At 55.6% G+C, this 26,846-nt stretch carries 21 protein-coding genes, 2 pseudogenes and 1 other annotated feature; of the genes and pseudogenes, 5 read left to right on the top strand and 18 right to left on the bottom strand.

Features of this window, described 5'->3' with window-relative positions:
• Positions 1-56: 56 nt before the first annotated feature.
• Complete coding sequence (gene yaaA / locus RT197_RS14320) at positions 57-830, top strand: peroxide stress protein YaaA (RefSeq protein ID WP_312951709.1); 774 nt, start codon at positions 57-59, stop codon at positions 828-830.
• 7 nt (positions 831-837) lie between these two features.
• Here yaaA and RT197_RS14315 read toward each other — a convergent pair whose 3' ends face one another.
• The 7 genes and pseudogenes from RT197_RS14315 to RT197_RS14285 form a co-directional block, all read right to left on the bottom strand.
• Positions 838-1,122: a DUF2502 domain-containing protein gene (locus RT197_RS14315; protein WP_312951707.1), complete on the bottom strand. Its 285-nt coding sequence runs from the start codon at positions 1,120-1,122 to the stop codon at positions 838-840.
• Between the two features lie 207 nt (positions 1,123-1,329).
• Positions 1,330-2,616 carry a threonine synthase gene (gene thrC / locus RT197_RS14310; RefSeq protein ID WP_312951706.1) on the bottom strand — a complete coding sequence of 429 codons (1,287 nt, stop codon included), beginning with the start codon at positions 2,614-2,616 and terminating at the stop codon, positions 1,330-1,332.
• A 3-nt stretch (positions 2,617-2,619) separates the two neighbouring features.
• The gene (gene thrB / locus RT197_RS14305; protein ID WP_312951705.1) at positions 2,620-3,549 is read right to left on the bottom strand and encodes a homoserine kinase; all 930 of its coding nucleotides are present in this window, start codon (positions 3,547-3,549) and stop codon (positions 2,620-2,622) included.
• A gap of 1 nt (position 3,550) precedes the next feature.
• Positions 3,551-6,013, bottom strand: a complete 2,463-nt coding sequence (gene thrA / locus RT197_RS14300; RefSeq protein WP_312951703.1) for a bifunctional aspartate kinase/homoserine dehydrogenase I — start codon at positions 6,011-6,013, stop codon at positions 3,551-3,553.
• 25 nt (positions 6,014-6,038) lie between these two features.
• Positions 6,039-6,159 (bottom strand) — a sequence feature (Thr leader region).
• Positions 6,095-6,160, bottom strand: coding sequence for a thr operon leader peptide (thrL, locus tag RT197_RS14295; RefSeq protein WP_312951948.1), 66 nt, complete (start codon positions 6,158-6,160; stop codon positions 6,095-6,097). It overlaps the preceding feature by 65 nt.
• Positions 6,161-6,370: 210 nt before the next feature.
• A complete protein-coding gene (locus RT197_RS14290; RefSeq protein ID WP_312951701.1) occupies positions 6,371-7,057 on the bottom strand; it encodes a tRNA/rRNA methyltransferase in 687 nt (228 codons plus the stop codon).
• 396 nt (positions 7,058-7,453) lie between these two features.
• Positions 7,454-7,557 (bottom strand): annotated as a pseudogene (locus RT197_RS14285) (hypothetical protein); the annotation flags it as partial.
• A gap of 242 nt (positions 7,558-7,799) precedes the next feature.
• Between RT197_RS14285 and arcA the strand changes: the two are divergent.
• A complete protein-coding gene (arcA, locus tag RT197_RS14280) occupies positions 7,800-8,516 on the top strand; it encodes a two-component system response regulator ArcA (protein WP_176918392.1) in 717 nt (238 codons plus the stop codon).
• A 35-nt stretch (positions 8,517-8,551) separates the two neighbouring features.
• On the opposite strand, the gene creD is transcribed toward arcA, so the two are convergent.
• From creD to creA, 4 genes are read right to left on the bottom strand one after another with little or no spacing between them, the layout of a single operon-like run.
• Positions 8,552-9,919: a cell envelope integrity protein CreD gene (gene creD, locus RT197_RS14275; protein WP_312951697.1), complete on the bottom strand. Its 1,368-nt coding sequence runs from the start codon at positions 9,917-9,919 to the stop codon at positions 8,552-8,554.
• 58 nt (positions 9,920-9,977) lie between these two features.
• Positions 9,978-11,402: a two-component system sensor histidine kinase CreC gene (gene creC, locus RT197_RS14270; protein WP_312951696.1), complete on the bottom strand. Its 1,425-nt coding sequence runs from the start codon at positions 11,400-11,402 to the stop codon at positions 9,978-9,980.
• On the bottom strand, positions 11,402-12,091 hold the full coding sequence (gene creB, locus RT197_RS14265; RefSeq protein ID WP_312951694.1) for a two-component system response regulator CreB: 690 nt from the start codon (positions 12,089-12,091) through the stop codon (positions 11,402-11,404). The genes creC and creB overlap by 1 nt, the downstream gene beginning before the upstream one ends.
• Positions 12,092-12,104: 13 nt before the next feature.
• Entirely contained in the window at positions 12,105-12,578 is a 474-nt protein-coding gene (gene creA, locus RT197_RS14260) for a protein CreA (RefSeq protein ID WP_312951692.1), read from the bottom strand.
• A gap of 209 nt (positions 12,579-12,787) precedes the next feature.
• On the opposite strand from creA, the gene robA reads away from it, so the two are divergent.
• Positions 12,788-13,657: an MDR efflux pump AcrAB transcriptional activator RobA gene (gene robA, locus RT197_RS14255; protein WP_312951691.1), complete on the top strand. Its 870-nt coding sequence runs from the start codon at positions 12,788-12,790 to the stop codon at positions 13,655-13,657.
• Here the strand turns inward: robA and gpmB are convergent.
• On the bottom strand, positions 13,654-14,301 hold the full coding sequence (gene gpmB / locus RT197_RS14250; protein ID WP_312951689.1) for a 2,3-diphosphoglycerate-dependent phosphoglycerate mutase GpmB: 648 nt from the start codon (positions 14,299-14,301) through the stop codon (positions 13,654-13,656). The genes robA and gpmB overlap by 4 nt on opposite strands.
• Before the next feature lie 52 nt (positions 14,302-14,353).
• Here gpmB and yjjX point away from each other — a divergent pair, with 52 nt between their 5' ends.
• Positions 14,354-14,869, top strand: coding sequence for an inosine/xanthosine triphosphatase (yjjX, locus tag RT197_RS14245; protein WP_312951947.1), 516 nt, complete (start codon positions 14,354-14,356; stop codon positions 14,867-14,869).
• On the opposite strand, the gene trpR is transcribed toward yjjX, so the two are convergent.
• Positions 14,860-15,189: a trp operon repressor gene (trpR, locus tag RT197_RS14240; protein WP_312951688.1), complete on the bottom strand. Its 330-nt coding sequence runs from the start codon at positions 15,187-15,189 to the stop codon at positions 14,860-14,862. The genes yjjX and trpR overlap by 10 nt on opposite strands.
• 94 nt (positions 15,190-15,283) lie before the next feature.
• Entirely contained in the window at positions 15,284-17,221 is a 1,938-nt protein-coding gene (sltY, locus tag RT197_RS14235) for a murein transglycosylase (protein WP_312951686.1), read from the bottom strand.
• Positions 17,222-17,421: 200 nt separating this feature from the next.
• Between sltY and ettA the strand changes: the two genes are divergently transcribed.
• On the top strand, positions 17,422-19,089 hold the full coding sequence (gene ettA / locus RT197_RS14230) for an energy-dependent translational throttle protein EttA (RefSeq protein WP_312951685.1): 1,668 nt from the start codon (positions 17,422-17,424) through the stop codon (positions 19,087-19,089).
• Between the two features lie 272 nt (positions 19,090-19,361).
• On the opposite strand, the pseudogene RT197_RS22010 reads toward ettA, so the two are convergent.
• From RT197_RS22010 to serB, 4 genes and pseudogenes are all read right to left on the bottom strand, one after another.
• Positions 19,362-20,240: pseudogene (locus RT197_RS22010) on the bottom strand (autotransporter outer membrane beta-barrel domain-containing protein); the annotation flags it as partial.
• Positions 20,241-22,986: 2,746 nt separating this feature from the next.
• Positions 22,987-24,219: a multifunctional transcriptional regulator/nicotinamide-nucleotide adenylyltransferase/ribosylnicotinamide kinase NadR gene (nadR, locus tag RT197_RS14220; RefSeq protein WP_312951682.1), complete on the bottom strand. Its 1,233-nt coding sequence runs from the start codon at positions 24,217-24,219 to the stop codon at positions 22,987-22,989.
• Positions 24,220-24,356: 137 nt separating this feature from the next.
• A complete protein-coding gene (radA, locus tag RT197_RS14215; RefSeq protein ID WP_312951680.1) occupies positions 24,357-25,739 on the bottom strand; it encodes a DNA repair protein RadA in 1,383 nt (460 codons plus the stop codon).
• 9 nt (positions 25,740-25,748) lie between these two features.
• Positions 25,749-26,717: a phosphoserine phosphatase gene (gene serB / locus RT197_RS14210; protein WP_312951678.1), complete on the bottom strand. Its 969-nt coding sequence runs from the start codon at positions 26,715-26,717 to the stop codon at positions 25,749-25,751.
• Between the last annotated feature and the right edge of the window lie 129 nt (positions 26,718-26,846).

Here is a 26,846-nt window from a genome sequence, read left to right as displayed (position 1 = left end):
CACTTCGGCGCATTTTTTTGCTACAGTGCGGGCAACATTTGCCGCAAGGATTAACTATGCTGATTCTGATCTCTCCTGCAAAAACGCTGGATTACCAAACTCCGCTGGCGACCACGCGCTATACCCTGCCTGAGCTGCTGGATCATTCGCAGCAGCTGATCAAAGAAGCGCGGAAACTGTCGGCACCGCAAATCGGTAAGCTAATGAGCATCAGCGACAAACTCGCCGATCTGAACGCTACCCGCTTTCACGACTGGCAGCCCGATTTCACCCCGGACAACGCCCGCCAGGCCATTCTCGCCTTTAAGGGCGATGTGTATACCGGCTTGCAGGCGGAAACGTTCAGCGAGGCGGATTTTGACTTCGCCCAGCAGCATTTGCGGATGCTTTCAGGATTGTACGGCGTGCTGCGTCCGCTGGATCTGATGCAGCCATACCGGCTGGAGATGGGTATTCGCCTGGAGAACGCGCGCGGGAAGGATCTTTATCAGTTCTGGGGTGAGATAATTACTGAACACCTGAATCAGGCGTTAAAGGCGCAGGGTGACGACGTGGTGATAAACCTGGCGTCGGACGAATATTTTAAATCGGTAAAAAGCAAAAGCCTGCACGCGCAGATCGTCAAGCCGGTGTTCCTTGATGAGAAAAACGGCAAGTTTAAGGTGATCAGCTTCTATGCGAAAAAAGCGCGCGGCCTGATGAGCCGCTATATCATTGAGCATCGCCTGACCAAACCGGAACAGCTCACACAGTTTAATAGCGAAGGCTATTTCTACGATGCGTCAGCGTCCGGTGAGGGCGAGCTGGTGTTTAAACGTCACGAGCAGTAAAACATCATTAACGATGGCGCATTTCCGGTCCCGGCCCACGGTCGGGCTCCGGGCGGCGGTCGTCACGACGATTCTGGTGACCATCGCGCGGCTGCCAGTGATTTTCGCGCCAGTCATAGTGCTTCTGCCACCAGCCGTGGTCGCGCCAGTGTCCGCCGTCCCAGTACTGACCGCGATCGTCACGATCACCAATTTGCAGTTTTACCGCCGGGATCAGGGTAATTTCAGCCGCCTGCACAGCGAGCGGAGTGACCAGCATCATCGAAAGTGCAAGAAAGAGAGGTTTCAACATAGGTGACTCCTGTTTCATCATTGCCCGTTATGGGCCGATGCAAGTAGCTTACGCAATGTGAACACCGGTTGTTATTCTCCGCAATCCTAATATCTAAGTACCCGCATTTATTGGGAATTCCTCCATTTTCCCTGCTATTTCTCTCCTTATTTTCTCCGTATTCAGGCGTAAAAAAACCGGGGTTTCCCCCGGCTGAAAATTATCTTATTACGCGTGGCGCATCATCAACTGACGCAGCGCGGAAAAATCGGCTGGCAGGCTATGCGACAACAGCGGCAGATCGGCGCGATCTGCCAGCGCTTTGGGCAGCGGCAGGGCTTCGCTGAGGATCTCTTCCACGCTCTCTTTAAACTTCGCCGGATGCGCAGTGCCAAGGAATAAACCGTATTCGCCCGGTTTGAGCTGGTCACGCAGGGCGCGGTAAGCAATCGCCGCGTGCGGCTCGGAAATATAGCCCAGCCCCTGTAACTCACGCATCGTGGCTTTGGTGGTGTCATCGTCGACGGCCGCGTAGCCCAGTTCGTTCAGACGCCAGATTTTACGGCGGAAGATTTCTTCCACGCGCGGCCAGTTGTTTGGCTGGCTGACATCCATCGCGTTGGACAGCGTCGCCCGGGTCGCATTCGGCTCCCATTTGCCACCGTGAAGAAAACGCGGCACGGTGTCGTTAGCGTTGGTCGCGGCAATGAACCGTTTCACCGGCAGGCCGAGAGACTTCGCCAGCAACCCCGCCGTCAGATCGCCGAAGTTACCGCTCGGCACCGAAATCACCAGTTGATTACGCGCTTCCTGCGGCAGTTGCGCCACCGCCTCAAAGTAATAGCAAATCTGCGCCAGCAGACGGCTGATGTTAATCGAGTTGGCGGAGTTAAGCCCCAGCGCCAGCTTCAGTTCTTCATCGTCAAACGCCTGCTTAACCAGCGCCTGGCAGGCATCGAAATCGCCGTCAATCGCCACGGTTTCAATGTTGCCACCGAGGGTGCAGAACAGTTTTTCCTGTAACGGGCTGATTTTGCCGCGCGGATAGAGGATCACCACCCGCACGTTCGGCAGACCGTAAAAGGCGTGCGCCACGGCGGCCCCGGTATCCCCTGAGGTCGCGGTCAGGATCGTTACCGGCTTGTCGCCGCTGATGTGCGTCAGCATCTGCGCCATAAAGCGCCCGCCGAAGTCTTTAAACGCCAGCGTCGGGCCGTGAAACAGTTCCAGGCAGCCCACGTCTTCCGTTACCGGTTTAACCGGGGCCGGGAAAGCGAACGCCGCACGCACGCGCTCTTCAAGCTGTTCCTGAGGGATTTCATCACCAATAAAGGCATTGAGGATTTTGGCACTGCGGCTGACAAAATCCTGCGCCAGCATGTCATCGATTTCGGTCAGGCTGAACTCTGGCAGATCGTGCGGAAAGAACAGCCCCTGATGTTTGCCCAGCCCTTGCGTGATGGCCTGCGCAAAGCTGACCTGTTCGTTATGATCTTTTAGGTTATAGAGTTTCATTAGTTATCCCACTACTCGTGCGCCTGCCGTGTCCAGCTGGCAAATATGAACAAAGCCTTCCTGATTTTGCAGATAGTATTTACCGAGCCAGTCCGCCACGCGCTGCGCGGTGTCCGGTTTGTCACACAGCGCGAACAGCGTCGGGCCGGAGCCGGAAATACCGCAGGACAGCGCGCCAATTTCCGCCACCGCCTGACGCGCTTCGTTGAAGCCCGGCAGCAATCTGGCGCGGTACGGCTCTGCAATCACATCTTTCATCAGTTTCGCCGCCAGCAATGGCTGGCGGGAATAACAGGCGTGAATGAATCCGGCCAGATGACGACCGTGCGCGATGCAGTCCTGGCGGCGATACTGCGCAGGGAGGATCGCGCGCGCTTCGGCGGTTGACACCACAATGCCCGGATAGGCCAGCACCCACAGCCACTCATCAAAGCCTGGCACCTGCTGGCTGATAATGCCGTTTTCTTCGATCATCAGTTGCATCCCGCCGAGATAACAGGGCGCGACGTTATCATAGTGAACGCTGCCGGAAATACGGCCTTCCAGTTCGCCCATCAGCGCCAGCATCCGGGTTTCATTCAGCGGTTTGCCACAGTGTTCGTTCATGGCGACCAGTGCCGCCACCACCGAACAGGCGCTGGAACCCAACCCGGAGCCAATCGGCATATTTTTTTCCAGCGTCATGGTCACCGGCACGGTTTTACCGATCTCCTGGCAGAACCGTTCCCAGCACTGCCAGACGATGTTTTCCCGCGGCTCTGCGGGCAGCTTGCTGGCGAAACGGCCGATATTATTGACGCTGAAGCGCTCTGCGGCTTCCACCGAAACGGTATCGCCCAGCAGCGAACCGTCAACGGGCGTGACCGCCGCCCCCAGCACGTCAAACCCGACGCTCATATTGGCGCTGGAAGCCGGGGCATAAACTTTAACCATGTTAAACTCCTAACTTCCATGACAGGGTGCGCAGCAGATCGGCAAAAACACCGGCTGCCGTGACGTCGTTGCCCGCGCCGTAGCCGCGCAGCACCAGCGGCAGCGGCTGGTAATAATGGCTGTAGAAAGCCAGCGCGTTCTCGCCGTTTTTCACTTTATACAGCGGATCGTTACCGTCTACTTCGGCGATTTTCACCCGGCACACGCCGTCTTCTTCGATATTGCCAACATAACGCAGAACGTTGCCTTCATCACGCGCTTTTGCCACGCGGGAGGCAAAGCTGTCGTCAAGCTGCGGCAGACGCGCCATAAAATCGTCGGTGTCGCCGCTGGCGTCAAAGCTCTGCGGCAGGACGGATTCAATGACGATGTCGCTCAGTTCCAGGCTGCGCCCGGTTTCACGTGCGAGGATCAGCAATTTACGTGCGACGTCCATCCCGGAAAGATCGTCACGCGGGTCCGGCTCGGTATAGCCCATATCACGCGCCACGCGGGTGGCTTCCGACAGGCTCATGCCTTCATCCAGCTTGCCAAAAATAAATGACAGCGAACCGGAAAGAATGCCGGAAAAATGCTGTAGCTCGTCGCCAGCATTGAGCAGGTTTTGCAGGTTTTCGATGACCGGCAGACCCGCGCCAACGTTAGTATCGTAGAGGAATTTACGTCGGGAATGCCCCGCCGCGTGGCGTAACTGGTGGTAGTAATCCATCGATGAGGTATTGGCCTTTTTGTTCGGCGTGACCACATGGAAGCCTTCGCGCAGGAAGTCGGCGTACTGATCGGCAACCGCCTGGCTGGAGGTACAATCGACAATCACCGGATTCAGCAAATGGTACTCTTTCACCAGGCGGATCAGGCGGCCCAGATTGAACGGCTCTTTTGCCTCTGCCAGTTCGCTGTGCCAGTTTTCGAGATTCAGGCCGTGGACGTTGGTCAGCAGCGCTTTTGAATTCGCCACTCCACACACGCGCAGATCGATATGTTTGCTCTTCAGCCACGCCTGCTGGCGTTTGATTTGCTCCAGCAGCGCACCGCCTACGCCGCCTACGCCAATGAGGAACACCTCAATAACCTGGTCGGTATTGAACAGCATCTGGTGCGTTACGCGCACGCCGGTCGTGGCATCGTCATTGTTCACCACCACCGAAATGGAGCGTTCAGAAGAGCCCTGGGCGATCGCCACAATATTGATATTGGCACGGGCCAGCGCCGCAAAGAACTTCGCGGAGATACCGCGCAGAGTGCGCATTCCGTCGCCAACCACTGAAATGATCGCCAGCCGTTCCATAATCGCCAGCGGCTCCAGCAGCCCTTCTTTCAGTTCCAGATAGAATTCATCGCCCATCGCCCGCTGCGCCCGCGCGCAGTCGGCCTGCGGTACGCAGAAGCTGATGCTGTATTCGGAGGAAGACTGGGTAATCAGCACGACCGAGATCCCGGCACGGGACATGGTGGCAAATACACGCGCCGCCATCCCGACCATGCCTTTCATGCCCGGGCCGGAGACGTTAAACATCGCCATATTATTCAGATTCGAAATGCCTTTTACCGGCAGGCCGTCTTCGTCACTGCTGGCCCCGATCAACGTTCCCGGTGCCTGCGGATTACCGGTGTTTTTAATCAGACAGGGGATCTGGAACTGGGCAATCGGCGCGATGGTGCGCGGATGGAGAACTTTCGCGCCAAAGTAGGACAGCTCCATGGCTTCCTGGTAGGACATGGATTTCAGCAGCCGCGCGTCCGGTACCTGACGTGGGTCGCAGGTGTAAACGCCGTCAACGTCGGTCCAGATCTCACAACAGTCAGCGCGCAGGCAGGCGGCCAGCACCGCCGCTGAATAGTCTGAACCGTTACGGCCCAGCACCACCAGCTCGCCCTTTTCATTTCCGGCGGTAAAGCCCGCCATCAGGATCATATGGTCAGCCGGGATGTGGCTGGCGGCGATGCGGCGCGTGGATTCGGTAATATCGACGGTGGATTCGAGGTAGTGCCCGACCGCCAGCAGTTTTTCGACCGGATCGATCACCGTGACCTGGTGACCGCGTGCCTGTAGCAGGCCCGCCATGATCGCAATAGAGAGTTTTTCACCCCGGCAGATGAGCGCCGCATTGACGCTGTCCGGACACTGGTGAAGCAGGCTGATGCCGTGCAGCACGTGCTTAATCTGCGCAAATTCCTGTTCAACGAAGGTTTTCAGCCGGGCGAGAGGAAAGCCTGGCTGGACGTCGGCAAGACCGTGAAGCAGTTCGGCGAAAATACGTTCGGCATCGCTGATATTGGTGAGGGCATCCTGTCCACCAATGGTTTTCTCAATCATCGCCACCAGGTGGTTAGTGATTTTTGCCGGGGCAGAAAGGACGGTTGCCACCTGCCCCTGCCTGGCATTGCTCTCAAGAATATCGGCAACCCGCAGAAATCGTTCTGCATTTGCCACGGATGTACCACCAAACTTCAACACTCGCATGATTGTGACCCCTTGATTTTTCCCCGAAAAAAAAGCCCGCACTGTTCAGGTGCGGGCTTTTTTCTGTTTTTCCTGTACGCGTCAGCCCGCACCGTTACCTGTGGTAATTGTGATGGTGGTAATGATGGTTGTGCTGATGCGGATCATGATGTTGTGTGCTCTGTATTATTTATCTGTCTGTCGTGTCTACCTTATTGGTTAAAGTATCTGCCCGCTTAAGTCAACGAATTTTTAAATTGGTCACATTTCATCCGTGCTGTGTATATCACCACAGGACGGATGATTTTCAACTTATCCGCGCGATCTGCACTTCGGGAAACAGAACATTTAACTGGAAATAACACTTATTACAGAACTTTATTTATCGAGCTTTTTTTCGATATCATGGAGTAAACGATGCAGCATTGCCGTATCGCGCTGTTGCAGGAGGCCAATCCGTTGCTGGAGCCAGTCGGCTAATTTTTCATCATCTGCTACGTCCAGCTTTTGCAGCAGCGCAGAAACGCGCACGCGTAGCGCCTGGAGCTGATTTTCATCACTGACGGCGGGCTGAATGGCGCGTTGTTGTATTAACGGCGCTAATTGATAGCAGAAGACCATTACCGCCTGACCGAGATTCAGCGAGGGATAATCCGCTACCATCGGCACCCCGGTGAGGATATCCGCCAGCGCCAGCTCTTCATTACTTAACCCGGAATCTTCACGACCAAACACCAGCGCGGCGCGCGTCAGCCAGCCCGCTTTTTCTTCCAGCAGGGGCGTCAGCTCTGCGGGCGTGGCGTAGTAATGAAACTTCGCCCGACTGCGCGCGGTGGTGGCAACGGTGAAATCCACATCGTGCAGCGCCGCCTCAAGCGTCGGGTAAGTGCTTATATTATCCAGAATATCTGCGGAACCGTGGGCGACCCAGCGGGCAGCGGGTTGCAGATGGGCGTCGCTGTCTACAATGCGCAGCTCAGTAAAACCCATGGTTTTCATCGCCCGCGCCGCAGCGCCAACGTTCTCTGGCCTTGCCGGTGCGACCAGTACGATTGTTAAATGCATGTAACTCTCTTATTGATCAGTTTGCGATATGGACAGCTTTGCGCAGACTTATTTCGCTTCACGAATTTACAAAATTGCAACAAGCATCACTCTCGTCGCGTTTACGCATAGTTAAAAGACGCTACACTGTTTTAATGTGTCCGATGGATGTAGTATGTTAACAGAACATGCTTATCCCCATGTTTACTATTAATATTTATATTTTGTATGTATTGGGCACCATAAATTCATCAAACTTATAAGTTATCATGAGCAACTTGTTGAGTTGTTGAAAGATTGTGATTAACGCTAGCATTTGGCTGCATGAATTTCATCAAAATGTTAACGTGCTACAATTGAACTTGATATATGTCAACGAAGCGTAGTTTTATTGGGTATCAGCTGTCTCCTGCCCTGTTATGTCGCTGTTAAAATGGTTAGGATGGCAGCCGTTTTGACACTGTCGGGTATCAGAGGGAAAGTACCCAGACCAAGCTAATGATGTTGTTGATGTTGATGGATTCACACGAGTCGTTCAAGTTACATTCAGGCGGCAAAGCTTTACGCCCCCTGGAGCGATGACCAGCGCATAGACGCAGCCAGCGCAGAAGCAGCCTGAGGGATAAGTGGATGGTGCATCAAAAACGCAATTACGTACTTTAGTCTTGTTATGCTGCGCATGTTAATTTTCGACATGCATCAGCCAGGTCAGGGACTTTTGTACTTCCTGTTTCGATTTAGTTGGCAATTTAGGTAGCGAACCATGCAGATCCCGCACATTCTTATCGTTGAAGACGAGTTGGTAACCCGCAACACGTTGAAGAGTATTTTCGAAGCGGAAGGTTATGATGTTTTCGAAGCGACCGATGGCGCAGAGATGCATCAAATTCTTTCTGAGTATGACATCAACCTGGTGATTATGGACATTAACTTGCCGGGTAAAAACGGCCTGCTGCTGGCGCGTGAACTGCGCGAGCAGGCGAACGTAGCCCTGATGTTCCTGACCGGTCGTGATAACGAAGTGGACAAAATTCTCGGTCTGGAAATCGGCGCTGATGACTACATCACCAAACCGTTTAACCCCCGTGAGCTGACGATCCGCGCCCGTAACCTGCTGTCGCGCACCATGAATCTGGGTACGGTGAGCGAAGAGCGTCGCAGCGTAGAAAGCTACAAATTCAACGGCTGGGAGCTGGATATTAACAGCCGCTCGCTGGTAAGCCCTAATGGCGACCAGTACAAGCTGCCGCGCAGCGAATTCCGCGCCATGCTTCACTTCTGTGAAAATCCGGGCAAAATTCAGTCGCGTGCTGAACTGCTGAAGAAAATGACCGGACGTGAACTGAAGCCGCACGACCGCACCGTAGATGTGACGATTCGCCGTATTCGTAAGCACTTCGAATCCACGCCGGACACGCCGGAAATCATCGCGACCATTCATGGTGAAGGTTATCGTTTCTGTGGCGACCTGCAGGAATAACCCCCAAAAAAAAGCGGCGCAATGCGCCGCTTTTTTTATTTCCAGATCCTTAACGCCTCTTCGTCCACATCAGGTTTTACCTCTTTCTTCGGTCTGCGGGCGCAGGTGTGCCAGTCAACGTTTTTGGTCAGCAGCATCATTGCACTCAACGCGACAAACAGTACGCCGCTCCCCAGCAGCAGCGCATTATCTTCCGATCTCAGCAGCAGCCACATCACGCCGTCCAGCGCCAGCAGAGAGCCGGTAAACGCCAGACTGTTACGCCAGCCTTTAAGGACTGCTTGTAAATAAATGAGCATGACGATGGCCCCGGCAAAACTGGCGCTGATCCAGGCAGCGGTAAAACCAATGCGTTCCGAAAGCGCCAGTAAAATCAGGTAGAACATCACCAGAGACAAACCCACCAGCAGATACTGCATCGGGTGCAGGCGCAGCGACGTCAGGGTTTCAAATACAAAGAACGCCATAAAGGTCAGGCCGATCAGCAGAATGGCATATTTGGTCGCCCGGTCGGTGAGCTGGTATTGATCGGAAGGCGTGGCGATATTCACGCTAAATGCGGGCAGCGCGCGCCAGCGTTCGCTCATACCCTGCGTAAATCGACTGTCGAGGTTATTGGCAAACCACGAGCTTTGCCAGTGCGCCTGAAAACCGCTCTGCGTGACTTCACGCTTCTCCGGCAGAAAATCGCCCATGAAGCCCGGATGCGGCCAGTTGCCGACCAGTGACAGTTCGCTGTTGCGCCCTACCGGGACCAGCGCCAGTTCGCCGGTTCCCGTCAGGCTTAAGGAAAGTTCAACGCTCAGCTTTTCATCAAGGGTGCGGGAGGGCAACGGGATATGCAGCCCCTGCTCATCATTGAGCAACATACCGGGGCCGGGTTCCACATTAAACGCCTCCCCGTTCACTTTTGCCGGTGCCACCCGGCCAATACCGCGCGCATCGCCCACGCTCAGGACGATAAAGGGATCGCCCGCAATGCTGCCTGCCCGGGTAATCTCACTCAGCCGGGCCGGATCGAATTCGGCTTTAAGGGAGAAATCGCCGTGCCAGACCTTACCGTCATAAATGCCGATCTGCCGCGTTTCGATCTCCTGATTGCCTTTGACCACCAGCGATTCCGGCAGCCAGTAATACAGATTGGTGCGTTTCTCGTTAACTTTCTGCTGCGTGCCGTCATCGTTCTGGCGGATAACGGTGTACATCTCAGTTACCGGGATCGCAATCAGCGGCCCGACCACCTTCTGCGAGCCGCTGGTGCTTTGGCGCAGCGAGGCTTCGACATCGTCACGGTAACTGGCACGCTCGCTGATAACGTTATGCAGCAGCATCAGCGGGATCAATAGCAGGACCATGCAGCCGAGCAGAGTCAGGACTTTAATAAAAATGGGTGATTTCAACATAGCGTTCTCCTCTGATAGTGCGCAGAGCGTAGAACGGCTATGTGTGGACAGTTTGAAGCTATGTGAAGCGACGGTGAAGTGTCAGCGTGGCTTCTACTCCGTTCGGGGAAGCATTCTTCAACTGGACGGTTCCGCGATGCAGACGCGCGACTTCACGCACGAATGCCAGCCCGAGGCCGCTGCTTTTCTGTCCGTTTTCACGCGGCAGGGAATAGAAACGCTCAAAAATGCGCTCAATGGCGTAGTCAGGAATGCCGCTGCCGTTATCGGTGACGCGGATCAGCACACTGTCCTGCACCGCCGTCGCAGTCAGGGAAATCACGCCGCCCGGCGGGGTAAAATCGATGGCGTTATCCAGCAGGTTACCCAGCGCTTCTTCCAGCAGTTCTTCCTCGCCAGCCACCTGCAAATCGTTGTGATCCACCCGCAGTTCGAGGTTTTTCTGACTTAGCTGGACCGTGCGCGAGGCGTCCAGCCGGGCAAAGAGATCGCTGACCGCCACCGGAGCAAGCACGATCTCCAGGCGGCTTTCGACCCGCGCCTGGAGCAGCAGTTTTTCCACCAGCGCCTGCATCCGCGCATTTTGCGCCAGAATATTGCCGGTAAAACGCGCGACCACCTCCGCGGGCGGGCCTTCGCGCAGAATTTCAGCCGCCCCGCGAATGGCGGCCAGCGGACTTTTCAGTTCATGCGTCAGGGCGTAAACGTAGTGCTCGATGTAGTTCTTTCCTTCGAGCTTAATGCGCATACTCTCCAGCGCGCTCGCCAGCCTGCGCAGTTCACTGCTGCCGACGTCTGGCAGCGGGATCGGCTGGTCTCCGCTGACGGAATCCGCGTAGCGCACCAGTTTGCCGATAGAGTGGTTGATCCACCAGACCATCATACCGCCGATCAATAGCGCAATCCCCAGCAACGCGCCGCCAGCCCACAGGATGCGGCGCTCGCTGCGTTTGATGACTGGCGTCATGGTATTATTCGCTTTGCCGACGCTCAGCACGCCGAGGATATGCCCGTTAGCGATCACCGGCGCGGCAACGTACATCACCGAGCTTTCAGGACGATCAGGATCGGCAAGAGTACTACGCGCGCCGTATTGACCGCGCAGGGTCAGCCAGACGTCATTCCAGCGGGAGTAATCCTGCCCCACAGCGAGCCCGGCGGAGTCAAAAATCACTTTGCCCTGCCGATCGGTCAGGTAAATGTGATACTCGTTGCGAACTTTATTGATCCCACTGATGCTGGCGTTAATCGGCTGAAAGCGCAGTTCATTAAAGGCTTTTGCCAGCCTGCCGTCCTGAACGTGGCCGGAAAGCAGATCGTCTTTCGCCACTTCCGCCATCAGCGTGGCGGTGTCGATGAGCGTGCCTTCCATGGCGCGACGCACGCCAGGCTTCACTTCCTGCACGAAAATGGCAAACACAAACCAGCCCGCGACGGCCACAATCAGGAAGTAGCCCAATAAAAGCCGCATTCCCATGCGCATCAGTGCAGCCCCAGACTGTAGCCCAGCCCACGGTGAGTGTTGATGGGAGACATCTCCGGGTTCACCGCCCGCAGCTTGCCGCGCAGGGTTTTAATGTGGGTATCGACCGTGCGATCGAAACTTTCCTGCGCATCGACCCACACTTTGTCCATCAGTTGCTGGCGGGAAAAAACCTGGCCGGGGGACTTTAGCAGGGTTTTCAGCAATAAATATTCGTAGCGGGTCAGCGGCAGCGTTTGCCCGCACCAGCAGATTTGCGCCCCCGCTTCATTCAGCTCAAACTGACCAATGCGCTGTAGCGCCGACGGTTCGCTGCTTTTATGCAGCCGCCGCAGCACTACCCGCACGCGGGCGCACACTTCACGCGGTGAAAATGGTTTCGCAATGTAGTCATCCGCGCCCATTTCCAGCCCAAGCAGCTTATCAATTTCATCATTACGGGCGGTGAGAAACAGGATCGGCAGGGAAGGATAGTTCGCCTGAAGCTGGCGGCACAGTTCAAACCCGCTGATGTCCGGCAGGCCGATATCGAGGATCGCCAGATCCGGCAGTTGCCGCCGCGCCCGCTCCAGCGCGGGCAGGCCACGTTCAAAGGCTTCTACCGCGAAGCCTTCCTGTTGCAGGGTATAAATGAGCGTTTCCGCAATGCTGACTTCATCTTCCACTAACCAGATTAACGGTGGCTGCATAGGCTATCCCTGTTTATCGACTCCACGGCATAATAGGTACTGCGCTAAGCGCGTTTTTTGGCGATCCCTCCACGACTTTATCGGAATACGCGAGGTAGGCCAGGGTGTTACGTTTGGCGTCGTAGAATCGTACCACCTGCAATTTCTTAAATACCAGCGAAGTCCGCTTCTGGAATACCACGCTGCCCTTACCTTTAGCGTCTTTAATTTTGTCGCTTAGTTCAATCGGGCCAACCTGCTGACAGGAAATCGCGGCGTCGGAGGTATCTTCCGCCAGCCCCAGGCCGCCTTTGATGCCGCCGGTTTTGGCGCGGCTGATATAGCAGGTGACGTTGTTGATATCGGGATCGTCAAAGGCTTCCACCACGATTTTGTGATCCGGGCCAAACATTTTGAAAACCGTATCGACAGAACCGATCTCCTCAGCATGAGCGATCTGCGCGGCAGAGGTTAACAGCAGTGACAGAACTAAACTCTTGTATTTCATATTGTTACCGTTTCCAAAGATTTAACTGCGTGATTATTCAACTTTTTTAAAGAAACTGTTTATAGATCACAGGATTACAAAGATCATCTTTTCCGGTGAGTCTCAACCGCACTTATCAGCAAAAAAAACACTGAATGCTAAAACGTCAAAAAATGCTATTATCCGCTACCTTAGTATCAGGCACCTGCGTAAATGGATGAGGACATTATATGGATCAGGCTGGGATCATTCGCGATCTACTTACCTGGCTGGAAAGTCATCTTGATCAGCCCCTGTCACTGGATAATGTGGCGGCAAAAGCGGGCTATTCCAAGTGGCATCTGCAAAGGATGTTTAAAGATGTGACGGGCCATGCCATTGGTGCCTATATCCGTGCGCGCCGCCTCTCCAAATCCGCCGTTGCCCTGCGTCTGACCGCGCGCCCGATTCTGGACATTGCGCTTCAATACCGTTTCGACTCGCAGCAGACTTTTACCCGCGCGTTTAAAAAACAGTTTAACCTGACGCCAGCGCTCTATCGCCGCACGCCGGACTGGAATTCGTACGGAATGCGCCCGCCGCTGCGCCTCGCAGAATTCAGTATGCCGCAGTATGAATTCATGACCCTGCAACCGCTTGAACTGATCGGGGTGACGCAGAGCTATACCTGTAAACTGGAAGAAATTTCCGATTTCCGTAACCAGATGCGGGTGCATTTCTGGCGCGATTTCCTCGGTAATTCACCGAAGCTGCCGCGCGTACTGTACGGTTTGCATGAGCCACGCCCGAGTCTCGAAAAAGATGACGAGCAGGAGGTGTTTTACACCACCGCGCTGACAACGGATATGATGAGCGCTCACCTGCCGGAAAGCCACCCGGTGAAGCTGGAAGGCGGCGAGTACGTTCAGTTTACCTACGAAGGGCCAGGAACCGGTTTACAGGAGTTTATTCTGACGGTTTACGGCACCTGTATGCCAATGCTCAACCTTACCCGCCGTAAAGGTCAGGATATTGAGCGCTTCTTCCCGCAGGATGAAGCCCGGAATCAGGAACCGCCGATTCAAATTCGCTGCGAATACCTGATTCCGATCCGCCGCTAACGCTGTAATTCGTCCAGAGCAGGTGCGTCAAGATGCGAGACGTCGCCTGCCGTTTCAACCACCCAGCCAGACGCCAGCCACGGGCTTTGCTGATAATCAATCCGCGAGATCGAGCAGTTACGCAAACGCAGACGACGCTCCGCCCAGGCAGGCAGGCCGAGGATGGTACTGACCAGGCAGCCCAGCGCCATGCCGTGGCTCACTACCAGCGGACGGCTTCCCTCCGGTAATTCCAGACACTCTGCCAGCGCCGCGTGCATACGGTCGCTGAGATCCTGCATTGACTCGCCATCGGGAATACGTCCGTCCGCCGTGCCGTTAACCAGCTGGCGACGCCAGGCTTCTTCCTCGCTGGTCAGCGAATCAATATGCCGCTCTTCCAGCACGCCCATATCCAGCTCGCGCAAACGCGCATCCAGCGTAATGTCGCAGCCGCAGGCTTCGGCAATAATGGCGGCGGTTTGCTGAGTACGGCCTAAATCGCTGGAAATGATGTGGGTGATGCCGAGCGCTTTAGCACGCTCTCCCACCTGACGGGCCTGCTGCTCGCCCTTCTCAGTGAGCGGACTGTCTGACTGACCCTGAATACGTCGCTCGGCGTTCCACTGCGTCTCACCGTGGCGAACAAGGTATACCTGTAACATGTTGTTTATCCGTTATACTGCGATGATATTTGAATGAGAGTTAATGATGATTATGCACAATGTTGTCGTAGCTACCACTAATCCCGCCAAAATTCAGGCAATTTACCAGGCATTTAGCGAGATCTTCGGTGAAGGCACGTGTCATATTGCGTCCGTTTCCGTCGACAGCGGCGTGCCGGAGCAGCCGTTTGGCAGCGAAGAAACGCGCGCGGGTGCGCGAAACCGCGTGCAGCACGCCCGGCAACAGTGCCCGGACGCCGATTTTTGGGTGGCGATTGAAGCAGGCATCGACGAGGGCAGCACCTTTAGCTGGGTAGTGATCGAAAAAGACGCGCGGCGTGGTGAAGCGCGTTCCGCCACCCTGCCGTTGCCAGCGGCGATCCTCGATAAGGTGCAGGCGGGCGAAGCGCTGGGGCCGGTGATGTCACGCTATACGGGGATTGATGAAATTGGCCGCAAAGAAGGCGCGATAGGCATTTTCACCGCCGGTAAACTCACCCGCAGCAGCGTGTATCATCAGGCGGTGATTCTGGCGCTCAGTCCTTTTCATAATGCGATTTATGACTGAGGTTTTAGCAGCACCGTTTCCAGCCACTGGCGTAGCTCAACCGGCGCAGATTTCAGGCTGTTTGAACCCCGGGTGATGGTGGCGATCCCCGCACCCAGCTCGTTTTTCAGCTCGCGCTGGCTCATTTCGCCGCGCAGCAATTCCTCAATAATTCTTACCCGCGTACCGAGCGCCTCGCGTTCGTCCGGGGTGAGCATCAGTTGCAGCAGCGGAAGTTGCAGATCCTGCGCGCAGGACTGGGTCAGCAGCTCGACAAAACGAAGCCACTCCTGTTGACGCTGCCCGGCCAGCGCCGATGAGTATGGTGATTGCTGATTCATGTTACGCCGCCCCTGTGAAGTGATGACGCCGGGACCGGCGTCATCCTGCTGTTGTACTCTTAAACGAGTACAAGCATATCACAACTCGTGCGGATCAGTAACGACGTTGCCATTCCGCATCCTCAAGGATCTCCGGTTTCTGTCCCATGAAGTAGCGGTAGTAGGCATCGTAGGCCAGCACGTTTTTCACATAGCCGCGCGTTTCAGAGAACGGAATACTCTCTACGAACGCCACCGCATCGATACGCCCGGCACTGTTGCCAAGCCAGGTGCGCACGCGGCCCGGCCCGGCGTTGTAGGCAGCGGACGCAAAGATGCGGTTATTGCCAAACTGCTGATAGACATATTCCAGATAGCGGGTCCCGATATTGATATTGGTATCAGGATCGAGTAACTGTCCCTGACTGGTATAGCCCGGAATGGAGAACATTTTCACCGTGTGGGTGGCAGTGGCGGGCATGATTTGCATCAGGCCGGATGCGCCAACCGGTGAGCGAACTTTCGGGTTCCACGCGCTCTCCTGACGGGCAATCGCCATCGCATAACTTTGCGGAATATTTTTGCCGCTGGTGTAGCGTGCAAAAACGTCTTTCCACGCCAGCGGGAAACGCTCTTCGAGCTGATCCCACAGCTTACCGGCAATCGTCGCCTGTACGCTCAAATCCCACCACTGGCGATCAAAGGCATAGCGCGCAAGCTGCGCCTGCTCCGTTTTCGTCCGGCTGCTGACCAGATTAGCCCACTCGCTGCGAGCGGTGTTATCCAGCCCCCAGTACATCAGCTCGCGCACCCGCGCCATTTCCGCGCCGTCCACCAGCGCAGGCGCAACGCTGCCCGACGCTTTGTCGATCTGAAACTGATAGTCTTCACCAAGACGACGCGCGGCGACCATCGGATAAAAGCCGCGCTGCTGCATCAGGGCGTGGAGGATCTCTTTGGCTTCGCTTTCCCGTCCGCGCTCCATCAGCAAATCCGCCTGCCAGTAGCGCCACTCGTCTTTCTCTTTGGCTTCCATCGGCAAACGCGACAGCCAGGTATTTAGCCCCTTGCGGTCGCCGGTGCCCAGCGCCATCCGCACACGGCGTTCGACAATGGAGATGGACTGCGAGCGCATGATCGCATCATCACGCCAGCGGGCCTGTTCTTCAGTCACGTCATTACCCATCAGCCGCCACGCGACGATATCGCGCAGTTCCTGGGTCTGGTCTTCATTCAGTTCCTGTGCCTGCACCAGTGAAGGGATCATCAGACGGGCGTTTTCCGCGTCCTGACGTGCGACGCTGGCAAACGCCACGGCGGCCATCTGGCGGGTAAAATCGGTCGCGCCGGTCATCCGGGCGAAAGTCAGCACGCTGTCCGGGGCATTAGCCAGCGAGATAATCGCCGTGGAGATCGTCTGATAATCAGCGGGCATTTGCCCGGCTAACACTGTCACCAGCCCGGTGTTGCCTGCTTTCATCGCCAGACGGATCCGCTCCAGATACGCACGCGGGTCCTGATTGCCGGAAGCGCGCCAGGCTCCGAACAGTTTATCGCAGGCGTTCGGCTGGCTTTTGCCGGTTAACCATAACTCTTTAGCTCCGTCCCAGGCTTCCTGCGCCTGACCGGTATTCCACTTCGCGTAGTAGTAATTACACTGGGCTTCCGTGGAGCCCGGTTTATCCGGGCTGAACGCCAGCAGCCCGCGCCAGTCTTCGCGGCGCGCCAGCTCGTTCACAAAACGCGATTGCAGCGAGCGGGCAGTGGGCAGCGTCGGATTAGCACGCACGAAATTAGTCACCGCAATCGCGGTCTGATTCTGCAAATCGTCGGTGATCTGGCGGTATTCAAGGTAGGGATACAGCGGATAGCTCTGCAACGTGGGCATCAGTTGACTCACCGTATCCATCTGGTGGTTATCCCATGCCTGTTTAATTTGAGCATAGCGATTGCGCTGCTCATCCAGTGAGTCAGCGTGGACCTGGTAACTGACGGTTAGCAGGCAAGCACTAACCGCCAGAAGACGCCAGGCCACATGTTTAGCTTTCTCCACAAGCTCTTCCTCTTTTAAAGGTGCATTTCAGGCAGCATCGTGCCGCGTAATCACTTTATGCTAATCAGACATTGCATATCGCGCCACGTTCCGGGCATTTTTTTACGTTAACGCTGCGGATCCGGTCCGCTGGGATTCACTGCGGAAAACGGCTACACTTCGGCTCTGAACTCATTACCATAAAAGAGGCGAAGTCCAACGTGGCTCAATTCGTTTATACCATGCATCGTGTCGGCAAAGTGGTTCCGCCGAAACGTCATATTTTGAAAAACATCTCTCTGAGCTTCTTCCCTGGGGCAAAAATCGGCGTACTGGGCCTGAACGGTGCCGGTAAGTCCACCCTGCTGCGCATCATGGCGGGTATCGATACTGATATCGAAGGTGAAGCTCGTCCGCAGCCCGGTCTTAAAATCGGCTATCTGCCGCAGGAACCGAAGCTGAACCCGGAACACACCGTCCGTGAATCCATCGAGGAAGCGGTGGCCGACGTGGTCGGCGCGCTGAAACGTCTGGATGAAGTCTACGCGCTGTATGCCGAGCCAGACGCCGATTTCGACAAGCTCGCCGCTGAACAGGGCAAGCTGGAAGAGATCATTCAGGCGCACGACGGCCATAACCTGAACGTCCAGCTTGAACGCGCCGCTGACGCCCTGCGCCTGCCGGACTGGGACGCAAAAGTAGAGAAGCTTTCCGGGGGGGAACGCCGCCGCGTGGCGCTGTGCCGCCTGCTGCTGGAAAAACCGGACATGCTGCTGCTCGACGAACCGACCAACCACCTGGATGCCGAATCCGTGGCGTGGCTGGAACGCTTCCTGCACGATTTCGAAGGCACCGTGGTCGCCATTACCCACGACCGTTATTTCCTCGATAACGTGGCGGGCTGGATCCTGGAACTGGACCGTGGCGAAGGTATTCCGTGGGAAGGCAACTACTCTTCCTGGCTGGAGCAGAAAGATCAGCGTCTGGCGCAGGAAGCCTCGCAGGAAGCAGCGCGCCGTAAATCCATTGAGAAAGAGCTGGAGTGGGTGCGTCAGGGTGCGAAAGGCCGTCAGTCGAAGGGCAAAGCCCGTCTGGCGCGCTTCGAAGAGCTTAACAGCACCGAATACCAGAAACGTAACGAAACCAACGAACTGTTTATTCCACCTGGACCGCGTCTGGGCGATAAAGTCGTTGAAGTGTCTAACCTGCGTAAATCCTATGGCGATCGCCTGCTGATTGACGATCTGAGCTTCTCCGTACCGAAAGGCGCGATTGTCGGCATTATCGGTCCGAACGGCGCGGGTAAATCCACCCTCTTCCGCATGATCTCAGGCCAGGAGCAGCCGGACGCGGGCAGCATTGAACTGGGTGAAACCGTCAAGCTGGCATCGGTCGATCAGTTCCGCGACGCGATGGATAACAGCAAAACCGTGTGGGAAGAAGTGTCCGGCGGGCTGGATATTATGAAAATCGGCAACACCGAAATGCCGAGCCGCGCCTACGTTGGCCGCTTCAACTTCAAAGGGGTTGATCAGGGCAAACGCGTCGGCGAGCTGTCCGGCGGTGAGCGCGGTCGTCTGCATCTGGCGAAGCTGTTGCAGGTCGGTGGCAACATGCTGCTGCTCGATGAACCGACCAACGACCTGGATATCGAAACCCTGCGCGCGCTGGAAAACGCCCTGCTGGAATTCCCCGGCTGCGCGATGGTGATCTCGCACGACCGCTGGTTCCTCGACCGTATCGCTACCCACATTCTGGATTACCAGGATGAAGGTAAAGTCGAGTTCTTCGAAGGTAACTTTACCGAATACGAAGAGTACAAGAAACGCACGCTGGGCGCTGACGCGCTGGAGCCGAAGCGTATCAAGTACAAGCGTATCGCTAAGTAATTGCCTGAAGCGAATGGCTCCGGTCATTCGCTTTACTATTTCTTAAACTCAGTTTAATTAAATCTAAAAATATTCCTGTCTCAATTTCCGTTTCCAGCCAGGGTACCGAAAGGTGCTTTCGTCATGGATCGCCTTCATTCGACGTTTTATATGCAATAAATACTGTCGTCCCTGCGCCTGATAAATAGCGTTACTGTCAATGGTAATATCTATAAACCCTGTTCCAGCAAAAAAAAGGCCCTTTCAGTGAAAGGGCCCTGCGCCGGTTGTTATCAGAAGCTGACGTTATAGTTCATCATCAGACCTTTATCGCTGATACCGTCCTCTTTCCAGTGGTACGCCTCCAGCCCGGCGCGGGTGTTACCGGCGTTATACTTCACGCCCGCCTGCGCTTTGCTGTTGATGCCGCCCCCCTGCTGACCGTCCTCAACGTTAAAGCGCTGGCCTGCGGCTCCCTGCAGCGAGGCTTTTTTACCGGTGCTGATGTGGCTCAGGTTCGGCCCGCCTTCCAGCGTCGCCGTTGCTGCCCAGCCATCTTTACCCGCGTAGCTCAGCTGCATCCCCGCCACCGAGTCCACCGCCGTTTCCGTGCTGCTGCTCATGTTCAGGCTGAAGTCGCCTGCGCCTTTCTCCTGATAGCCGTCCTCGGTGGTGTGGCGCAGTTTCACGCCCGCATACGGCGCCACCTCAAACCCTTCCTGCACGGTGAACGTCCTGCGGCCTTCAGAGCGCAGCTCCAGGTACTGCTGGCGGGTGGCTGATTTCGCCGTTTCGCTCACGTCGCCGTAGCTGATGGCGCGGTTGCTGTCGAACTGGTGCACGTCATAACGCAGACCGTTATTCCAGGACAGACCGTTTTCACCCAGCGGCATGGCATGGTTCAGACCGAAGAACTGGCTGTAACCGCCTGCCAGACCGTTATCCCCGGCAGAAATACCGGTGCTGTCGCCGTTGATGCGCGCAATCCCGTACTCCATGGACAGCGTCTGGTTGCCGCCAAACGCCAGCGTCTGACGCAGGGCCATCATGTCGTACCTGGTGTTGTTGCCCAGTTCTGCGCGTTTGTCGCCCTGCGCCACCACGTTGAAGGCCAGACCGTTTTTCACCACCGGCGCGGTATCGGCCAGCATGTCAAAACGGTTGCTCAGTAGCGTCACAAAAGTGTAGGCACTTTTGTTGGAGTCAGTCTTGTTATAAGTGACCGCTCCATCCTCCATATTTGTGAACGTTGAACCATCATCCACGCTCACCAGCGAGAAATTTGAAGTATTCATGGTAAGCGTGCCATGATTTTCTACTGAAGAGTTCGCGCCATTAACAGTGATAACTCCCGAATCTATCGCGCCGTCATAAAGATAAGCACCGGTCACATCCACCGTGGCATCATCTGTTATGACCACTTTGCCACCGTCAGTAATGGTGAGCAGGTGAGCCATATCTAAACGGGAACCGACGGTATTCAGCGTGCTGGCTCCAGAGAGGTTCACGGTATTACTGCCACTAACGTACACTCCGTTTATGGCGACTGCGCCATTATAAATCCCTGCGGTCGGCACGTTATTATCGATATTAATCCCACCGTCAATGTTGACGGTGTTATCACTTCCCGTCACGCTGACGCCATTCCAGGTCGATTTGCCCGTACCGTACTTACCGTTATCACCCGGCTGAGTCATATTAATCGCGCCGCTGATATCGAGAGTATTCCTGGCACCCTCCACAGAAACGCCATAGAGCGTCTGGTTACTTTCGGACAATTTTGTCGAAGAAGTTTCTTCACGATTAATGTTTACGTTGCCATCAATGGATATCTTTGCATCATTACTGGTTACTAATATGCCGCTGGCCACGTCGAACTTGTCATTTTCATCAAGTTTGGCTGTCACGTTCACATCACCGCTCAGGCTAATCTGTGCGGCCTCTCCAGCCACGGTAACACCCGTACCATAATGATCAACGTTGATTGAACCGCCAGTATTTAAAAATTTCGCATTGTCGCCAGAAATCACGACCCCATGGGAATCCTTGCCGTGAACCGTAATATTACCTTCATTGGAAACGGTACTATTGTTGCCACTGATATCAATGCCGGTGGCACCGCTGGTGACCAGTAAATCCCCGGCCTGCGTGACCTTCGTATCATCACCGGAAATGGCGACGCCTTTCGCGCCCTCGCCCTCTGCCGCGATGGAGCCCGTGTTGTTGATTTCGTTGCCGTTGCCGGTGATGTCGAGTCCGGTACTGCCTTCCGCGACAGCGGTATCGCCCTTGTTGTTCAGGGTGTTGTTGTCGCCGTCAACCGTTGTCCCGGTGCCGCCACCGGTAATACTGGCCTTTCCTTCATTATCCAGGGTGTTATTGTCGCCATTAACCGCGGTTCCCGTTGACCCGGCACCGTCGACCACGCTGTCGCCGCCGGTCGCAATTTTGTTGCCATCGCCCGTGACATCGGTGCCGGTCGCCCCGTCTCTGGCATTACTGCCGCCGGTGTTGTTGATGGTGTTGTCGTCACCGTCCACCCGGGTGCCGGTCGAGCCTGCTCCTTCCGCGGTGCTGCCGCCGGTATTGTTAATTTCGTTGCCGTTACCTTTGGTTTCCGAGCCGGTGCCGCCATTGGTGCCTTTGGTTTCACCGTCGGTGATGATTTTATTGCCGTCACCTTCGGTTCTGGTTCCCGTGGAACCTGCGCCGTCAGCCGTCGTGTCACCTCTGGTGTTAATGGTGTTGTCGTTACCTTTGGTTTCGGTGCCGGTCCCCCCCTCTCTGGCGGAGGTATCCCCATTGACTTCGGCGTTGTTGCCGTCACCGGAGATGACCTGACCCGCATTACCGGTCCCGGAGGCTTCTCCCCCGTTGGTATTGATCTGCTGACCGTCGCCTTCATGCCAGTTGGCCGCATCCGTCCGGGTGAGTTTGCCGGTATTGTCATACAGCCAGTTCTGGCTGCCGTCGGCGCTCTGACCGCTCAGGCTCAGCGAGCCATCCGCATTTTTCGTCCATTTTGACAACAGCGCCGTATTGCCCGTGGCCGGGTCCGTCAGCACATACGTGCCGTCTGCGTTTTTGCTGTAGGTCCAGACCACATTTTTGATGGTCAGCGTGCTGCTGGCTTCATTCCATTCCACGCCGTTGGTAAAGCTGGCCGTTCCCGGAGCAGGCGGTGCCGGAGGCGTCGGGGTATCGCTGCCGTCGTCAGGCGGCGTCGGGGTATCGCTGCCGTCGTCAGGCGGTGTCGGGGTATCACTGCCGTCATCAGGCGGCGTCGGGGTATCACTGCCGTCATCAGGCGGCAGGGGGGTATCACTGTTGTTATGGCTGCTGCTGCTGTCATCATCGTCAGACACGACAATACCGACCGCAGCAGCCACCGCGGCCACGCCGCCTGCCACCCATTCCCAGCTTTCCTCCAGGAATGACGGTTCTTCTTTCAGGCAGGTGGCGGGTAATTTTGCTTTTTGCGCTTTGGTTAATGATTTGATATCTTCAGGACAGCTGATGGAATGACTGTTATTGACGTTGTTAATTGTTTCTGCCCAGACCGTGTTTCCCTGCAATGCGAGCGCAATACATAATGATATCGCACTTTTCCGTGCATCAATTTTACCTGAAATATATTTCATATATAAATGTCCTTAAAGGTAATTTATTTCCATAGGTGGAGCACAAAGAGAAACCCTGTGATAATAACTCACAAACCATTAACTTCATCAACGAGCTACACTTATTACTCCGAACAGGTAATTTAAACGTAATACGCGAAATTAACTATGTTATTGCCTTTAAATAATCTTAATGACGGATTAATTTATTCTAAATTAATAAGTCTGGTGATTAGGAAGTGGAAGTGAAATAACTGCCGTAAATACCCGACGCATCCTGTCTGCGTCGGGTATTTTTTTACTGGCTCTCGCCCATCAGACGCTTCACCAGCTCCACGCAGTGCAGGAAGCGGGAGTCATAATCCGACTCTTCAACATGGACGAATTCGATATTGTTTTCCTGAAGCATGGACACCAGCAGGGTCTGAAATTCTTTGCGATCGACCGAGCTGCCGAGGCTGCGCAGGCCGTCCGCGACCCACGGCGTGTTATTCTCCAGCAGGATCACCAGGTCAAAGCGGTATTCATCAATCATAGCCTGGACGAATGGATGCTCGCGCCCTTCATATTTTTTACAGAAGGCCTGGGTAGTCACAAAGTCGGTATCAATAAAAGCGACTTTATTGGCGTATTTGACCGCAAAGTCGATGTACTGCGCCTGACCCAGCGCGATTTTATCGTAGTCTGAATATTGCAACGCCATCTCATCGCCGCCGAGGTGCGAAAAGACGTAGTCGCGGCCATATTCCCAGGCACTGGTGGTGTTGAAGATATTAGACAGTTTGTTGACCAGCGTCGATTTACCGCTTGATTCCCCACCCAGCACCGCAATGGTTCGCACGAAGAAGGGTTTTACTTCAGTGGGAATATATTCCCAGTAGCGGAACGGATTTTCACGGATCTGCCCACCGCTGATGTTCATGAACGTCCGCTTCGGATCGATGAGCACCGCTTCGGTCCCCAGATGCAGCGGATATTGCTTCGCATCGGCCTCTTCCGAGGTGTAGATCCAGTCAGGCTGAATGCCCTTCTCCTCCATAAACGCGCTGATACCGCGACTCCACACATCCCAGCCGTGCGGATACGGCTCCATACCCTCTTCATTGAAGGAATGAATGTGAATATTTTTCTGATACTTAAAGGTTTGTAGCAGCCAGCGCAGGCGATCCGGGACCGTCGGCTGTTGCGACATCGCGCTGTCTTCAAACAGTTTACGATCGCGCGTTTCATCATAGCCCATGATGATATGCAGCTCGTCGACCTGGCTACAGGCGCGCTGGATGAGATAAATATGTCCGGTATGCAGCGGATAGAATTTGCCGAACACCACGCCGACGCTCTTTTGTCGGCGCGGGAACTCAAGCCCAAGGAAGCGGTGCAGCGCCTCCAGCTTCTGGGCGCTGGGGCTTTTGATTTTGGCATTCAGAAGCTGACTTAAATACCCCTTGGTCATACCGCTGGCGTCCGCCACCTGTTGCAGCGTGCAGCCTTTCTGGCGGATGGCGGTTTTAAGATAGTCGAATGATGACACAAGAGCCTCCTGCTGGGTCAAACTGCCCGGCACGCGCCGGGTCAGCGAAATATCTGCTGATACTCGTCATCCTTCAGGGTGCAGGTGCTTTTTCCAGGCAACCCGAATGATTAAGAATACCGAGATGGGTATATAGATTATAAGTCGTCAAACACGCTAAGCGCATCGGTAAGTTTCTTAACGCCAAAAACCTGCATCCCTTCCGGGATTTTTTTCGGCACGTTCGCTGCCGGAACAATGGCGCGTTTGAAGCCGTGTTTTGCTGCTTCAGAGATACGCTCCTGCCCGCTTGGCACCGGGCGGATCTCACCTGCCAGACCGACTTCACCAAAGACCACCAGATCCTGCGGCAGCGGGCGGTCACGCAGGCTGGAGACCATCGCCAGCAGCAGCGCCAGATCCGCGCTGGTTTCGGTGACCTTCACGCCGCCGACTACGTTGACAAACACATCCTGGTCGGACATTTGCAATCCGCCGTGACGATGGAGCACCGCCAGCAGGATCGCCAGTCGGTTTTGTTCCAGCCCTACCGCCACGCGCCGGGGATTAGCCATCATGGAGTGATCGACAAGCGCCTGGATCTCCACCAGCAGCGGGCGCGTGCCTTCCCAGACCACCATAACGGAACTGCCGGGAGTCACTTCGTCGCCCCGGCTCAGGAAGATAGCCGACGGGTTGCTGACTTCGCGCAGTCCCTGCTCGGTCATGGCGAATACGCCCAGTTCGTTTACTGCGCCGAAGCGGTTTTTGTGGCTGCGCAGGGTGCGGAAGCGCGAGTCGGCATCGCCATCGAGCAACACCGAACAGTCGATACAGTGTTCCAGCACTTTCGGCCCTGCCAGCGAGCCATCTTTAGTGACGTGGCCGACCATGACGATGGCTACGCCGCGCGTTTTGGCAAAGCGCGTCAGATAGGCTGCGGTCTCGCGCACCTGCGCCACGCTGCCGGGCGATGACTGAATATCAGCCATGTGCATGACCTGAATGGAGTCGATCACCATCAGCTTCGGCTGTTCTTCATCGGCAATCATGCAGATTTGCTCAATGCTGGTTTCAGAGAGCATATTCAGGTTCGCCGTCGGCAGCCCCAGGCGGTGCGCGCGCATGGCGACCTGCTGGAGGGATTCCTCCCCGGTGACGTACAGCGTTTTCATTTGTTCAGACAGGCGGCACAGGGTTTGCAGCAGCAGCGTTGATTTACCCGCGCCGGGGTTGCCGCCGATCAGGATCGCACTGCCCGGCACCACGCCGCCGCCAAGTACGCGGTCAAACTCTTTAAAACCGGTGGAAAAGCGCGGTAGCGCCTCAAGGCTGATGTCAGAAAGTTTCTGCACTTTCGACACGCCCGCGCTGCCCGCATAGCCGCTCAGTTTTTCATTGCGCGCCACGGTGGGCGATGCCGCCACACGCACTTCGGTGATGGTGTTCCAGGCATGACAGGCGCTGCACTGCCCCTGCCAGCGCGGATAATCCGCACCACATTCATTACAGACAAATGCGCGTTTGGGAGCTTTCGCCACGATAACCTCTTATTTCTGGTTCAGGCTGCCGGACAGGATACAAAATACGCCCATCAGGTCAGCATGACGGATAGTCACTTCCGCCTTTTCATTCACTTTAGGTTTAGCATGATAGGCAATGCCCAGTCCGGCTGTTTTAATCATCGGCAGATCATTGGCACCGTCGCCAATGGCCAGCGTTTGCGTCGGGGGAATACCGTACTCTTCCGCCAGCCGCGTTAATGTCATTGCTTTATACTGTGCGTCGACAATATCGCCCGTTACATGACCGGTGAATTTGCCATCGCGGATTTCCAGCTCATTGGCGACAACCGCCGACAGACGCAGCTTCTCGCGCAGGTATTCAGCGAAGAAGGTGAAACCGCCGGACGCAATCGCCACTTTCCAGCCCAGCGTTTCAAGCTTCAGCACTAATTGCGTCAGGCCAGGCATCAGCGGTAAGCCGTCGCGAACCTGGTGCAGAATGTTGGCGTCCGCGCCTTCAAGGGTCGCCACGCGGCTACGCAGGCTGGCGGTAAAATCGAGTTCGCCGCGCATCGCCCGCTCGGTCACTTCGGCCACCATTTCGCCGGTTCCGGCAAGCTTTGCAATTTCATCAATGCATTCGATTTGAATGGCGGTGGAGTCCATATCCATCACCAGCAGGCCCGGCGTGCGCAGATGCGGGATTTTCCCCAGCGGAGCCACGTCCAGCCCGGCATCATGCGCCAGACGCGTAGCGCGCGGCGTCAGCGATCCGGCGAGGCGGATAACCTGATAATCCTCCACGCACCATGCGCTCACGATCACCATTGCCGCGCCCAGCTTACGTTGATACTGGGTCAAACGCTGCTTATCCAGGCTGCGACCATATAATAGCCAGCCGTTACGGCCTGCATGGTAATCCAGCGGCATGACCTCATCGCCGCTAAGAGAGAGAGGCAGACCGGGCCATAAAGACACATCATCAGGCAAGTCGCACCAGGTCATGTTTGGCATTAAAGCTCCTGTGTATCCGGGGTAAAAACGACGCATGAGGCTACCTTGTAACCAACGCGTCTGGCAACATCAAGCTGCAAATTTTAATCTGCATTAGCGAGCGGCTTCCCACATCCTGTGCGGTAGAAA

Source organism: Superficieibacter sp., from assembly GCF_032071645.1.
GTDB lineage: Bacteria > Pseudomonadota > Gammaproteobacteria > Enterobacterales > Enterobacteriaceae > Superficieibacter.
The sequence above is the reverse complement of the archived record's forward strand: the minus strand, read 5'-3'. Positions and strand labels throughout refer to the sequence as shown.

Coding starts and splice junctions, on each gene's coding strand:
- creC (WP_312951696.1), bottom strand. CDS start 11,402: ATGCGCATGGGAATGCGGCTTTTATTGGGCTACTTCCTGATTGTGGCC.
- gpmB (WP_312951689.1), bottom strand. CDS start 14,301: ATGTTACAGGTATACCTTGTTCGCCACGGTGAGACGCAGTGGAACGCC.
- trpR (WP_312951688.1), bottom strand. CDS start 15,189: ATGAATCAGCAATCACCATACTCATCGGCGCTGGCCGGGCAGCGTCAA.
- arcA (WP_176918392.1), top strand. CDS start 7,800: ATGCAGATCCCGCACATTCTTATCGTTGAAGACGAGTTGGTAACCCGC.
- robA (WP_312951691.1), top strand. CDS start 12,788: ATGGATCAGGCTGGGATCATTCGCGATCTACTTACCTGGCTGGAAAGT.
- RT197_RS14315 (WP_312951707.1), bottom strand. CDS start 1,122: ATGTTGAAACCTCTCTTTCTTGCACTTTCGATGATGCTGGTCACTCCG.
- yjjX (WP_312951947.1), top strand. CDS start 14,354: ATGCACAATGTTGTCGTAGCTACCACTAATCCCGCCAAAATTCAGGCA.
- RT197_RS14290 (WP_312951701.1), bottom strand. CDS start 7,057: ATGCATTTAACAATCGTACTGGTCGCACCGGCAAGGCCAGAGAACGTT.
- serB (WP_312951678.1), bottom strand. CDS start 26,717: ATGCCAAACATGACCTGGTGCGACTTGCCTGATGATGTGTCTTTATGG.
- creD (WP_312951697.1), bottom strand. CDS start 9,919: ATGTTGAAATCACCCATTTTTATTAAAGTCCTGACTCTGCTCGGCTGC.
- creB (WP_312951694.1), bottom strand. CDS start 12,091: ATGCAGCCACCGTTAATCTGGTTAGTGGAAGATGAAGTCAGCATTGCG.
- thrC (WP_312951706.1), bottom strand. CDS start 2,616: ATGAAACTCTATAACCTAAAAGATCATAACGAACAGGTCAGCTTTGCG.
- yaaA (WP_312951709.1), top strand. CDS start 57: ATGCTGATTCTGATCTCTCCTGCAAAAACGCTGGATTACCAAACTCCG.
- creA (WP_312951692.1), bottom strand. CDS start 12,578: ATGAAATACAAGAGTTTAGTTCTGTCACTGCTGTTAACCTCTGCCGCG.
- thrB (WP_312951705.1), bottom strand. CDS start 3,549: ATGGTTAAAGTTTATGCCCCGGCTTCCAGCGCCAATATGAGCGTCGGG.
- thrA (WP_312951703.1), bottom strand. CDS start 6,013: ATGCGAGTGTTGAAGTTTGGTGGTACATCCGTGGCAAATGCAGAACGA.